A 12,550-nucleotide genomic window follows, 5' to 3' on the forward strand; every position below is an offset into this window, starting at 1 on the left:
TTAAGGTGTTTAGCAACTGTCGGCCAATGCCTATTAAATTAAACACCTGAATCCATAAAAAAGGGCCCGTTATCGCCCTGTCTGGTGCCACCCCTAGCTAGACGCATCAGCAGGGTGGTATAAGATATTTAACACAATTTTAATAATAGTAAACAGTCAAGGAGTGTCTATAGATGGATATCGGTCACCGCCTCAAGGCGGTTCGCACCAAGGCAGCCCTCTCCCAGCGCGAGCTGGCCAAGCGCTCCGGTGTGACCAACGGATTTATCTCCCAGATCGAGAAAAATCAGGTGAGCCCCTCTGTCGCCTCCCTGCGCAAGGTGCTGGAAGGCATCCCCATGTCGCTGGCCAGCTTCTTCACCGAAGAGACCGAAATGGGCACCGAAGTGATCTTCCGCGCCGCCGATATGCCAGATCTCGGCACGCATCCCATCAGCTACCGGCTGGTCGGGCACAGCCGCGCCAACCGCGCCATCGGCATGTTGCAGGAGGTGCTACCACCTGGCGCCGACACCGGCGACGACATGCTGAGCCACGAGGGTGAAGAGTGCGGCATCGTCATCAAGGGCGAGGTTGAAGTGACCGTGGGCGAGCAGATCTACCTGCTGGGCGCCGGGGATGGCTACTACTTCGACAGCCGCACCCCCCACCGTTTTCGCAATAGCGGCGAGCAGGAGTGCGTGCTGATCTCGGCCAACACCCCCGCCAGTTTCTGACATTCAGACGCGCGTCGGCAGGGGAGCAATGTTTAATGAATTGTTACAAGATGGATTTACAAGCGGCAGGATGTTTAGCATATTGATACGCGGAAACTGACTTTTGCCGGTTCAAGGAGTGAACATGAGTGACCTGACCCTGGCCCAGTGGCAACACAAGGCCGCCCATCTGACCCTGCCCTCGCAAGCCTTTATCAACGGCAGCTATCGGGATGCCGTCAATGGCGCCACCTTCGATTGCATCAACCCGGCCAACGGCAAGCTGCTGACCAAGGTGGCGGCCTGCGATGCCGCCGATGCCGAACTGGCGGTACAGGCTGCGCGTGACGCCTTCAACGACAAGCGTTGGAGCGGCCTGCCGCCGAAACAGCGCAAACAGATCATGCAGCGCTTCGCCGAGCTGATGCGCCTCAACAAGGTGGAGCTGGCGCTGCTGGAGTCGCTGGATATGGGCAAACCCATCGGCGATGCCATGGGCTATGACGCCCCCGCTGCCGCCAACTGTATCGCCTGGAACGCAGAAGCGATCGACAAGATCTACGATCAGGTCGCCCCGGTGGAGGAATCCGCCCTGGCGCTGGTGACCCGCGAAGCGCTCGGGGTGGTCGCCGCCATCGTGCCGTGGAACTTCCCGCTGGTGATGGCCTGCTGGAAGCTGGGTCCGGCGCTCGCTACCGGCAACTCGGTCATTCTCAAGCCTTCCGAAAAATCCCCCCTGACCGCCCTGCGTATCGCGGGTCTGGCCAAGGAGGCGGGCATTCCGGACGGGGTGTTCAACGTGCTGCCGGGCTTTGGCCATACCGTGGGCGAGGCGCTGGCCATGCACATGGATGTGGATTGCATCACCTTCACCGGCTCCACCAAGATCGGCAAACATCTGGTGCAGTGCTCCGGCAAGTCCAACCTCAAGCGCGCCTTTATGGAGTGCGGCGGCAAGAGCCCCAACATCATACTGGCGGATGCGCCGGATCTGGACGCCGCGGCCAAGAGCGCCGCTGGCGCCATCTTCTACAACCAGGGCGAAGTATGCACCGCTGCCTCCCGCCTGCTGGTGCAAAACAGCATCAAACCGCAATTTATGGAGCGACTGCTGGCCCATGCCCGCGAGTGGATCTCGAGCAACCCGCTCGACCCTGCGACCCGCATCGGTGCCATGGTGGATCACATCCAGATGGAACAGGTGCTGCGCTATATCGAGATTGGCAAGCAGGAGGGGGCCAAGCTGCTGCTGGGCGGCAACCGCACCAATATGGAGAGTGGCGGCTTCTATATCGAACCCACTATTTTCGACGACGTGACCCCGCAGATGCGCATCTTCCGCGAGGAGATCTTCGGCCCTGTGCTGGCGGTGACCGGCTTCGATACGCTGGAAGAGGCCATTGCGCTGGGCAACGACACCGACTATGGGCTGGCGGCGGCGATCTGGACGGCGGATCTCAACAAGGCGGTGAAGGGCTCGCGCGCCCTGCGCGCCGGTACCGTGTTCGTCAACAACTGGGACGGTGGTGACATGACCATGCCGTTTGGCGGCTTCAAACAGTCCGGCAACGGCCGCGACAAGTCACTTCATGCGCTGGAGAAGTACACCGAGCTGAAAAGCACCTGGATTCAGCTGGAATAACACGACAAAGCAGCACTATCGGATCAAAAAGGGGGAGAAATCCCCCTTTTGCATTTTTGGCCTTCCATCACCAAGCTCAATCCTTATAATGATAAAAAAGCCAACATGTTAAATATAAAGACAAAAATGCTATTTTTTCTGGGAAGCGTACTTTTTCTGGTGATCGGTTTGCCCCTGCTGTTCTTCGTGCTGGGGCACGGCGAGGCCTACGTGACCTGGGGCCCCTGGATCTCAGCCATCGCCCTGATGTTGTGGCTGTTGATGGACGTCGACAAGATCCGCCGTGGTAAAGGCTGACCGGCCAGCAACACACCTCCTTTCCCTCAAACTTCGTTTATTCGCTTCTTTCCCCGCAAAAGGATCGCTACACTGATTTTTTGCGATGTTTTCCCGCATCCAACGCTTCAGTAAAGGTCATCCGCATGCCGCAACAGATCCAGCGTCAGGGCGTCATCTACGCCCTGTGCGCCTATACCCTTTGGGGCATAGCCCCCATCTATTTCAAGACCATCTCTGCCGTTCCGGCCGCCGAAATCCTGACCCACCGGATGATCTGGTCCTGCGTACTGCTGATGGTTCTGACCCTGGCAGGCCGTCAATGGCACAAGGTGCAGGCGGTGCTGCGCCAGCCAAAAGTGTTGCTCACCCTGGCGTTTACCTCGGTCACCGTCGGCGGCAACTGGTTGCTGTTCATCTGGGCCATCAACAACGGCCATATGCTGGATGCCAGCCTCGGCTACTACATCAACCCGCTGTTCAACGTACTGTTGGGAATGGTGTTTCTGAGCGAGAAGCTGCGCCGCCTGCAGTGGTGGGCGGTGGCGCTGGCCTTTGCCGGGGTGGCGATCCAGCTTATCGCCTTTGGCTCCTTACCCTGGATTGCGCTGGTGCTGGCGTCGAGCTTTGCCATCTATGGGCTGGTGCGCAAAAAACTGGCCCTCGATGCCCTCACCGGTCTGCTGATCGAAACCATGATCATGCTGCCACCAGCGGCCATCTATCTGTGGGGCTTTGCCGACAGCCCCACCAGCCATCTCACCCAGAACGACTGGCACCTCAACCTGCTGCTGATCGCCGCTGGCGCCGTCACCACGGCCCCCCTGCTCTGCTTCACCGCCGCTGCGACCCGGCTCAAGCTCTCCACCCTGGGCTTCTTCCAGTACATAGGCCCCAGCCTGATGTTCATCCTCGCGGTCACCCTCTATGGGGAAGCGCTGGCGATGGACAAACTGCTCACCTTTGCCTGCATCTGGAGCGCGCTGGTACTGTTCAGTCTGGATGGGCTGCGCAGCGGCAAAGCCGCGCCAAGCCGGACCTGACACCGCCTCACCACCAGCGACCCCGGCTTTCTTTTTCGTGCCACCAGCGGCCTTCTGACTGCGACCTCCCCTTCTCCAGAGCCGACTCGCCATCAACAGGCCACACCCGAGTCGCACCATCCCGCCAGAGAGCTATGCTATCCATGAACGGAGCCGAATGGAGGCAACATGCTCAAGCACATTCACGACAGATCCCTGCTTTTTGGTCAGGTTCTGGGGATCATGGTCATTATCACGCTGATCTCCATCAGCTTTTTTGGGCTTTACTCGGTCCGGAGCGCAGCCGATCAGATGGGACAGGGGAAGGATGTGGTAGCCGATATTCTGCCGCCGCCTCTCTACCTCATCGAATCCCAGTTGCAGGTCTACACCCTGCTCCATGCCAAACCGGGGGAGCGGGAGCACCTGCTGCAAACCCTCACCCGGCTTCAGCAAGAGTTCGAGAGCCGCAACCGCTTCTGGCAAGAGAGCAATCTGAACGAGCCCCTCAGGGAGCGGCTACTGGGGGAGCAAAAAGTACAGGGAGAGCTGTTCTGGCAACTGCTCAACGCCAAGTTTGTCCCCGCGATCAAGGCGGGCGATTTGACACAGGCGGGAGCGATTGCTGCGCGTCTGCACACCCTCTATAACGCCCACCGGCTCGGGGTGGACGCCACCGTCATCAGCGGCAACCAGTATGCCGCCGAACAGATGGCCCATCTCGCCAACACCACCCGACTCTGTTACGGCCTGTTGCTGTGCGCCGCACTGATGGGGGCGGGACTCATCTTCTGGCTGGGACGCCCCACCCAACAACGACTGCTGGCCGCCGGTAAGGCCACCGCCGCCATCGCCGAAGGGGAGTTGAACCGCCCCATGCCGGAGCCGGGCCTCGACGCCATTGGCGAGCTGATCCGCCAGATTGGGGCCATGCGTGACCAGCTTGCCACCCTGGTGGAGTCGCTGCAGCGCAGCGCCAGTACGCTGGATGAGCGCGCCACCAACCTGACGTCGATGGCGCAACGGCACGCCGATGACAGTCAGGCGCAGGTCGGGGCGGCCCACCATATCGAGCAGGCCATCGAACAGCTCACCCACTCCATCGAGCAGGCGGGTAGCCAGCTGCATCAGGTTGGGGAGCAAACCCTCCAGTCAGCCACCCGCGCACAAGAAGCCACTCACGCTATTCACACCGTTGAACAGGTAATCGAGGAGCAAGCAGCGGGGGTGAAGCGGGTCTCGCGCACCATTTCGGATCTGGCCGGTCTTTCGCAGCAGATTGCCGGGCTGGCGGGCGCTATCCATGGCATTGCGGAACAGACCAATCTGCTGGCGCTCAATGCCGCCATCGAAGCCGCCCGAGCGGGCGAACAGGGGCGCGGTTTTGCCGTGGTGGCCGATGAAGTGCGCTTGCTGGCGACCCGCACCGGCAGTGCCACCACCGAGATCAACACCATCATCGGCAAGATCCAGGATGTCAGCCTGCGTGCCGCCAGCGAGATGGATACCGAGCTGACCCGGGTCGAACAGGCGGTCGCCCACGCGATGACAGCAGGCCAGAGCGTCGCCCGGATAGCGCAGAGCTGCGAGGAGATCAACCTGCGCATCGCTCAGGTCGATCAGCTGATGACCGATGAAACCCGGCTGGTGCAGGGGATCCACCATCAGGTCGGCGAGATGTCGCGGCTGGCGGCCGAGGTCAACCAGAGCGCCAGTCACGCCGCCGAAGAGGCGACCATGGTCGCCCAGCACGCCCGCATCCTGACCAGGCAGACTCGTCACTTCCATCTCGACACCCCCCGCCACTGATCCGGGGCGCTGACGGGCGTCAGCGCCGCCATTTTCCTCTGCGTTGGCAAAATGGGTAGCATTGGACTCCATGAGGGAATAGGATCCGCCCCTCTAAAAAACCAACTGCAAGGATCAACTGACATGACTCGAAAATGGTCGCTCCCCATCGTGGCTCTCGCGGGGGGAGCGTTACTCTGGCTAGGCAACACCTTTGGTATGAAATGGGCTCTGATGGCCCTGATCGGATTCGGCTTCGGCTTCACCCTCTCCTTCAGCCGCTTCGGTATCGTGTTCGGTTGGCGCGAGATGCTGACCAAGCGCAACAGCTACTATGTGCGGGTTCACCTGCTTACCATCGCCATCGAAATTCTGCTGTTCACCTGCTTCCTCTCCTTTAGCCACGCCCTGTTTGGCGATGCCATGGTGGGCAACGTGATGGCTATCGGCATTCCCTTTATTGTCGGCGCCTTCCTGTTCGGCATCGGCATGCAGCTGGCAGGCGTCTGCGCCACCGGCACCCTCTACTGCTGTGGCGAGGGGCAACCCCGCTTCTGGCTGGTGCTGATCTGCTACGGCATCGGCACCCTCATCAGCAACCAGTTCCGTCCCGAGCTGACCGCCACCTTCTCCAGCCAGGTAGTGCTGGCCAAGGATTTGACCGGCAACATCTGGAGCGGCATGCTGCTCAACCTGGCGCTGGTTGCCGTGCTGTTCATGCTGTTTCGCAATAGCGAGCTCAAGCGCACCGGCGAGCTCAAGCCCCTCTTCAGCGGTGGCAACCTGTTCTGGCGCGATGGCCGCTTCACCGTGCTGACCGGCGGCATCATCATCGCCCTGCTCAACTCTGCCGTGGTCGCCCTGCACGGCTCGGCCTGGACCATCACCGGCGCCGTCTATGACATGGCGCTGCGCGGTGCCTCCCTGTTCGGCCTGTTCGAGGGGAACCCGAAACTGGCCCAGCCGCTCTTTATCAACCCCATGGTCGGCATGTTCTGGCTCGGCATTCTGGGGGCCATGCTGGCGCGCTGCCTGAGCGGTGGCGGCAACTTCGCCCCGATGCGGATCGGCAACAGTCTGGCATCCATCATTGGCGGCCTGCTGATGGGGATGGGGGCCATGTACGCCGCCTGCAACCTTGGCGGCTTCTTCGATGGCACGGCGTCCGGCAGTCTGCACGGCTGGGTGTGGATGCTGATGGCCCTCGCTGGCAGCCTGATCGGCATTCGCCTGCGCCCGCTGTTCGGGCTCTGACGCCCGGCATCGCAATGCACGCCATAGAAAACGGGAGGCCAGGCCTCCCGTTTTTCGTTTATCGATCCCGTCGCTCGGCTTATTGAGCGGGCTGGGACACCCCTTCCAGATTGATCTCCACCCGGCGATCCGGTGCCAGACAGGCGATCAGTTCCTGTTTGGAACGGCTGGCACAGCTGTTGCCCGTAACCGGGTTGGCTTTGCCACGACCTTCGACCCGCACCTTGTCGGCATACAAGCCTTTGGAAACCAGATAGCTGGCCACGCTCTGGGCGCGCTGCTCGGAGAGGGCCAGGTTGTAGTTGTCGGAGCCAATGCGGTCGGTATAACCCACCACGGTCGCGACGCCATCCTTCGGATTGGCAGCCACAATCTGGCTGAACAGGGCATCGAGCGCCTGATTGGCCGCCGGTTTCAGGGTCGCCTTGTTGAACTCGAACAGCACATCGGAACTCAGACTGAAGGTCTTGGGCGCCACCACGACCGCAGGGGCCGGTTCGGCAGCCGGAGCAGGCGCCGGTGCGGCAACCTCGCCACCTTGCTGACCGAAGCGATAGAGCATGCCGAACGAGATCAGACCGTTATCCAGCTCGATGCCGGAGCGATCGAGCGAGGTATCGCCCAGCGGCGTGGTGTACTGGTACTCCAGACGGGCAGCCCAGTCACGATCGATGGTGTATTCGGCACCCAGCGCCCCGACGAAGGCGGCACCATGCTTCTTGCCAGTCTCGCTGACATTGGCGAAGCTGATTTCATTTTCAGTCCAGGCATAGGCGCCCCCCAGTCGGCCATAAAGATCGAGCACATTCGTTGCCGGGAAGCTGATCTTCATGGTGGCCTGAATCATCTGGCCTTTGGCTTCGGTATTGAGGGTATTGCTACCAGTCCCCGCCTTGCCCTCATATTTACCAAGCCAGTCATAACCCAGCTCGAAGCCCAGATTGGGGTTGAGCTGGTAACCGGCGAACAGGCCCAGTCCCAGATCATCCGTGTTCTCGCTGGTATTGCCCAAGGATTGGGAAATCGCCTCGGCATACTCGTTGTGATCAACACCGTAATAGTTCGACCAACCGGCCTTGCCACCGACATACCAGGTATTGTCCTGAGCGGCGGCCTGTACGGCCCCGGCCGCCAGCAAACCACTGACCAATACCGCAAGCATGGATTTATTCATATGTTCGCCTCTGCAATAAGTCGTTATGGGCGCCTGAGTGCGCACTATCCCTGTGTGAAGCCGTCAGGCGGCCTCTCCGTCAATCAGGGTATCCCATCCGAACGCAGCCTCAAATGACCAAGCCACCAGGAGTGTGAGCTTGGCTACATTCTCCGCTGCAAAAACCATCGGTCATGGGGCCATCATCTTGAAAAGAGGAGGGAGGCCTTGGCCCCCCTCATCCGTCATTGACCCGTCAACTGGCCAGGAACAGCCGGTAGGCGGGGTCGTCACTCACCTCTTTCCAGCCGTAGCCAATCTCGTGCAGGTAGTCGTGGAAGGCGGCCACGTCCTCGTCCGGCAGCTCGAAGGCGCAGAGCACCCGGCCGTAGTCGGCACCGTGGTTGCGGTAGTGGAACAGGCTGATGTTCCAGCGGCAACCCAGGGTCTCGAGAAAGCGCATCAAAGCGCCCGGCTGCTCCGGAAACTTGAAGCTGTAGAGACGCTCACCGAGGGGCCGGGCCGGGCGGCCGCCAATCATGTAGCGCACGTGGTTCTTGGCTAGCTCGCTCTCGGTCATGTTGACCACCGGATAGCCGTTGCCGCCGAGCTGATCGATGATCTGGCCGAGCTCTTCGTCACCGCCGGTGAGGCGCACCGAGACAAACAGCGAGGCCTGCTCGGCATCGGCATAGCGATAGTTGAACTCGGTCACCATGCGGGGTCCAAGCTGACGGCAAAAGTCGAGGAAGGCCCCCTTGCGCTCGGGGATGGTCACCGCCAGCATGCCCTCGCGCTTCTCGCCGATCTCGCAGCGCTCGGAGACATAGCGCAGGCTGTGGAAGTTGACGTTGGCGCCGGAGAGAATGGCCGCCATCCGCGCCCCCTTGACCTGCTCCCGCTCGCTGTAGGCTTTCAGCCCCGCCAGCGACAGGGCGCCCGACGGCTCGGCAATGGCTCGGCAGTCGTCGAAAATGTCTTTCAGGGCGGCGCAGATCTGGTCGTTGGAGACGGTCACCACCTCGTCCAGATACTGGTTACAGAGGCGGAAGGTCTCCTCGCCGATGCGCCTGACCGCCACCCCGTCCGCAAACAACGAGACGCGCTCCAGATTGACCGGCTCGCCCGCCGCCATGGCCGCCTTGAGGCAGGCTGAGCCTTCCGCCTCCACCCCGATCACCTTCACATCCGGCAGCAGCTGCTTGATATAGACCGCCACCCCGGCGGCCAGACCACCGCCGCCCACCGGCACGAAGACGTGGGTGAGGTGAATGTCCTGATCCAGCAGCTCCTTGCCAATGGTGCCCTGCCCCGCGATCACCTCGACATCGTCGAACGGCGGGATCAGGGTGTAACCCTCCAGCTCGGCAAGGCGACGGCTCTCGGCATAGGCCTCGTCGAAACTGTTGCCAAACAGCATGACGTTGCCACCCTGACGGCGCACCGCATCGATCTTGATGTCTGGCGTGGTCTTGGGCATCACGATGATCGCCTTGATACCCAGCTTGGCGGCAGACAGGGCGACCCCTTGCGCGTGGTTGCCAGCAGAGGCGGCGATGACGCCGTGATCCTTCTGCTCCTGGGTCAGGGTGGCGATCTTGTGGTAGGCACCGCGCAGCTTGAAGGAGTGGACCGGTTGCAGATCCTCCCGCTTCAGACTGACATGATTGCCGAGCCGCTCGGAGAGTTTTTTCAACGTTTGCAACGGGGTCACTCGCGCCGCCTCATAGACGGGAGAGAGCAGCACCTTGCGTAGATAATCAGCCGCAGAGACCATGACTTACTCCCCCAGCATCGAACGATCACGCACCGCACCCTTGTCGGCGCTGGTGGCGAACATGGCATAAGCGCGCAGGGCAAAGGAGACCTGACGCTGACGATCGAGCGGCTTCCAGCCACGAGCTTCCACGGCGACGCGGCGGGCAGCCAGCACGCTGTCGGCCACCTCCAGCACCATGCTGCGGGCCGGGATATTGATGCTGATGATGTCGCCATCCTCCACCAGACCGATGGTGCCGCCGGAAGCGGCCTCCGGCGAAACGTGGCCGATGGAGAGGCCCGAGGTACCGCCGGAGAAGCGACCGTCGGTGATGAGAGCGCACGCCTTGCCGAGGCCCATGGATTTCAGATAGGTGGTGGGGTAGAGCATCTCCTGCATGCCCGGGCCCCCTTTCGGACCCTCGTAGCGGATCACCACCACCTCGCCCGCTTTCACGGTGCCGTCCAGAATGCCGCTCACCGCGCTCTCCTGGCTCTCGAACACCCGGGCCGGGCCACGGAAGGTGAGGTTCTCCTCATCTACCCCGGCAGTCTTGACGATGGCGCCATTGAGCGCGAGGTTACCGGAGAGCACTGCAAGGCCGCCCTCCTGGCTGTAGGCATTTTCCAGCGAGCGGATGCAGCCCTCGGCGCGGTCCAGATCCAGCTCCGGCCAGCGGCAATCCTGACTGAATGCCTTGGTGGTGCGGATACCGGCCGGGCCAGCGCGGTAGAAGTCCACCACCTCCTGACTCGGCTGGCGGCTGACGTCATATTCATTGAGCTGTTCGACGAGGGAGCAACCCAGCACGGTGCGGGTATCGCCGTGTACCAGACCCGCTTTTTCCAGCTGGCCCAGAATGGCGACCACGCCACCGGCGCGGTGCACATCTTCCATATGGTACTTCTGGGTGGAGGGCGCCACCTTGCAGAGCTGGGGCACCTTGCGGGACATGCGGTCGATGTCGGCCATGGTGAAGTCCACACCGGCCTCTTGCGCCGCCGCCAGCAGGTGCAGCACGGTATTGGTGGAGCCGCCCATGGCGATATCGAGCGCCATGGCGTTCTCGAACGCCGCCTTGGTGGCGATATTGCGCGGCAGGGCGCTCTCGTCATCCTGCTCATACCAGCGCTTGGCCAGCGTCACGATGCGCTGACCCGCCAGTTTGAACAGCTGCTCCCGATCAGCGTGGGTTGCCAGCATGGAGCCGTTGCCCGGTTGGGAGAGGCCGAGCGCTTCGGTCAGGCAGTTCATGGAGTTGGCGGTGAACATGCCGGAGCAGGAGCCGCAGGTGGGGCAGGCACTACGTTCCACCTGTTCGCTCTGGGCATCGGAGACCTTGGGATCGGCGCCCTGGATCATGGCGTCCACCAGATCCAGCTTGATGATCTGGTCGGAGAGCTTGGTCTTGCCCGCTTCCATGGGGCCGCCGGAGACAAAAATGACCGGGATATTGATGCGCAGGGCAGCCATCAGCATCCCCGGGGTGATCTTGTCGCAGTTGGAGATGCAGACCATGGCGTCGGCGCAGTGGGCGTTGACCATGTACTCCACCGAGTCGGCGATGAGTTCGCGGGACGGCAGGGAATAGAGCATGCCACCGTGGCCCATGGCGATGCCGTCATCCACGGCGATGGTGTTGAACTCCTTCGCGACCCCGCCAGCCGCCTCGATTTCGCGGGCGACCAGCTGGCCCAGATCCTTGAGGTGGACGTGGCCCGGCACGAACTGGGTGAAAGAGTTGACCACGGCGATGATGGGCTTGCCGAAATCCTGATCGGTCATGCCGGTGGCACGCCAGAGGGCGCGGGCCCCGGCCATGTTACGTCCGTGGGTGGTGGTGGCGGATCTCAACTTCGGCATTGTCTCTACTCCCTGAATGCCCCTGGGGCGCATTGTCTTTCAACATGAATGTGTGATTCGCGGATCGGGAATCGATCCTGGTGAAGGCACCTCGGGGAGCCTTCACCGGAAGCGACTCGGGGAGGCGTGACGCCTCCCCGCTATCATCAGTCGTTGACCGGCGTCAGCCAGCCCCACTTGTCTTCGGTCTTGCCGTTGAACAGGCCGAAGAAGGCGTTCTGCAACTGCTCGGTCACCGGGCCACGGCAACCGGCGCCCACCTTCATCCGATCCACCGAGCGCACCGGGGTCACCTCGGCGGCGGTGCCGGTCATGAAGATTTCGTCTGCGACGTACAGCGCTTCACGGGGCAGCGCCTGCTCGCGTACCTCGTAACCCAAGTCGCGCGCCAGCGTCATGATGGTGTCGCGGGTGATGCCGGGCAGGATGGCGGCGGTGGCGGGCGGTGTGAACAGCACGCCGTTCTTCACCAGGAACAAGTTCTCCCCCGCCCCTTCGCTCAGATAGCCGTTCACATCCAGCGCCAGCCCCTCGGCGAAGCCGTTGCGCTTGGCCTCGCGGCTGATGAGCTGGGAAGAGAGATAGTTGCCCCCCGCCTTGGCACCGGTCGGGATGGTGTTGGGAGCGAGCCGGTTCCAGGAGGTGACGCACACATCCACCCCGTTTTTCAGCCCCTCTTCTCCGAGGTAGGCGCCCCAGGGCAGGGCCGCGACCATGAGGTCGGCCTTGGCATCCAGCGGCGGATGCAGCCCCAGCCCCACGTTGCCGACAAAGGCCAGCGGGCGCAGGTAGCCGCTCTTCAGGCCGTTCTCGCGCACCACGGTGCGGCAGGCTTCATTCACTTCGGACTCGCTGTAGGGGACGTCCATCCAGTAGATCTTGGCGGAGTCGAACAGGCGGCGGGTGTGCTCCTGCAGGCGGAAGATGCAGGTCCCCTTGGGAGTGTCATAGGCCCGCACCCCCTCGAACACCGAGGAGCCGTAGTGCAGGGCATGGCTCATGACATGCACCTGGGCATCCTGCCAGGGGACCAGCTTGCCGTTGAACCAGATGTATTGGGGGTGGGCGGCGGATTGGGAAGGCTGTGACATTGGCTTG

General features: G+C 62.0%; 10 protein-coding genes. 6 read left to right on the plus strand and 4 right to left on the minus strand.

Annotation, left to right across the window (positions count from 1 at the left end; genetic code table 11):
- Positions 1 to 173 precede the first annotated feature (173 nt).
- From ACTG2U_RS12220 to ACTG2U_RS12245, 6 genes are all read left to right on the plus strand, one after another.
- Positions 174 to 716, plus strand: coding sequence for a cupin domain-containing protein (locus ACTG2U_RS12220; protein ID WP_005339643.1), 543 nt, complete (start codon positions 174 to 176; stop codon positions 714 to 716).
- A 124-nt stretch (positions 717 to 840) separates the two neighbouring features.
- Positions 841 to 2,337, plus strand: coding sequence for an aldehyde dehydrogenase (locus ACTG2U_RS12225; RefSeq protein WP_421319123.1), 1,497 nt, complete (start codon positions 841 to 843; stop codon positions 2,335 to 2,337).
- A gap of 126 nt (positions 2,338 to 2,463) precedes the next feature.
- Complete coding sequence (locus ACTG2U_RS12230) at positions 2,464 to 2,634, plus strand: hypothetical protein (RefSeq protein WP_005341999.1); 171 nt, start codon at positions 2,464 to 2,466, stop codon at positions 2,632 to 2,634.
- 125 nt (positions 2,635 to 2,759) lie between these two features.
- Positions 2,760 to 3,656 (plus strand): EamA family transporter RarD, encoded by an 897-nt coding sequence (gene rarD / locus ACTG2U_RS12235; RefSeq protein WP_005356175.1) that lies wholly within the window; start codon positions 2,760 to 2,762, stop codon positions 3,654 to 3,656.
- Positions 3,657 to 3,824: 168 nt separating this feature from the next.
- The gene (locus tag ACTG2U_RS12240; protein ID WP_439974534.1) at positions 3,825 to 5,444 is read left to right on the plus strand and encodes a methyl-accepting chemotaxis protein; all 1,620 of its coding nucleotides are present in this window, start codon (positions 3,825 to 3,827) and stop codon (positions 5,442 to 5,444) included.
- Positions 5,445 to 5,567: 123 nt separating this feature from the next.
- Positions 5,568 to 6,677: a YeeE/YedE thiosulfate transporter family protein gene (locus ACTG2U_RS12245; protein WP_231554903.1), complete on the plus strand. Its 1,110-nt coding sequence runs from the start codon at positions 5,568 to 5,570 to the stop codon at positions 6,675 to 6,677.
- A 79-nt stretch (positions 6,678 to 6,756) separates the two neighbouring features.
- Here ACTG2U_RS12245 and ompA read toward each other — a convergent pair whose 3' ends face one another.
- The 4 genes from ompA to ACTG2U_RS12265 all read right to left on the minus strand — a co-directional run bounded on the left by ompA (position 6,757) and on the right by ACTG2U_RS12265 (position 12,543).
- Positions 6,757 to 7,851, minus strand: a complete 1,095-nt coding sequence (gene ompA / locus ACTG2U_RS12250) for a porin OmpA (protein ID WP_058052049.1) — start codon at positions 7,849 to 7,851, stop codon at positions 6,757 to 6,759.
- Positions 7,852 to 8,086: 235 nt separating this feature from the next.
- The gene (gene ilvA / locus ACTG2U_RS12255) at positions 8,087 to 9,607 is read right to left on the minus strand and encodes a threonine ammonia-lyase, biosynthetic (protein ID WP_058052051.1); all 1,521 of its coding nucleotides are present in this window, start codon (positions 9,605 to 9,607) and stop codon (positions 8,087 to 8,089) included.
- Positions 9,608 to 9,610: 3 nt separating this feature from the next.
- On the minus strand, positions 9,611 to 11,452 hold the full coding sequence (gene ilvD, locus ACTG2U_RS12260) for a dihydroxy-acid dehydratase (protein WP_182938662.1): 1,842 nt from the start codon (positions 11,450 to 11,452) through the stop codon (positions 9,611 to 9,613).
- Positions 11,453 to 11,598: 146 nt separating this feature from the next.
- Positions 11,599 to 12,543, minus strand: coding sequence for a branched-chain amino acid transaminase (locus tag ACTG2U_RS12265; RefSeq protein ID WP_039039680.1), 945 nt, complete (start codon positions 12,541 to 12,543; stop codon positions 11,599 to 11,601).
- Positions 12,544 to 12,550: the final 7 nt, after the last annotated feature.

The sequence above is a fragment of the Aeromonas sp. 95A genome, assembly GCF_051919235.1.
Classification (GTDB): Bacteria; Pseudomonadota; Gammaproteobacteria; order Enterobacterales; family Aeromonadaceae; genus Aeromonas; species Aeromonas veronii.

Bases quoted from the DNA above. Each gene is read 5' to 3' on its own strand.
- ACTG2U_RS12220 (WP_005339643.1), top strand. From the start codon at position 174: ATGGATATCGGTCACCGCCTCAAGGCGGTTCGCACCAAGGCAGCCCTC.
- ACTG2U_RS12225 (WP_421319123.1), top strand. From the start codon at position 841: ATGAGTGACCTGACCCTGGCCCAGTGGCAACACAAGGCCGCCCATCTG.
- ACTG2U_RS12230 (WP_005341999.1), top strand. From the start codon at position 2,464: ATGCTATTTTTTCTGGGAAGCGTACTTTTTCTGGTGATCGGTTTGCCC.
- rarD (WP_005356175.1), top strand. From the start codon at position 2,760: ATGCCGCAACAGATCCAGCGTCAGGGCGTCATCTACGCCCTGTGCGCC.
- ACTG2U_RS12240 (WP_439974534.1), top strand. From the start codon at position 3,825: ATGCTCAAGCACATTCACGACAGATCCCTGCTTTTTGGTCAGGTTCTG.
- ACTG2U_RS12245 (WP_231554903.1), top strand. From the start codon at position 5,568: ATGACTCGAAAATGGTCGCTCCCCATCGTGGCTCTCGCGGGGGGAGCG.
- ompA (WP_058052049.1), bottom strand. From the start codon at position 7,851: ATGAATAAATCCATGCTTGCGGTATTGGTCAGTGGTTTGCTGGCGGCC.
- ilvA (WP_058052051.1), bottom strand. From the start codon at position 9,607: ATGGTCTCTGCGGCTGATTATCTACGCAAGGTGCTGCTCTCTCCCGTC.
- ilvD (WP_182938662.1), bottom strand. From the start codon at position 11,452: ATGCCGAAGTTGAGATCCGCCACCACCACCCACGGACGTAACATGGCC.
- ACTG2U_RS12265 (WP_039039680.1), bottom strand. From the start codon at position 12,543: ATGTCACAGCCTTCCCAATCCGCCGCCCACCCCCAATACATCTGGTTC.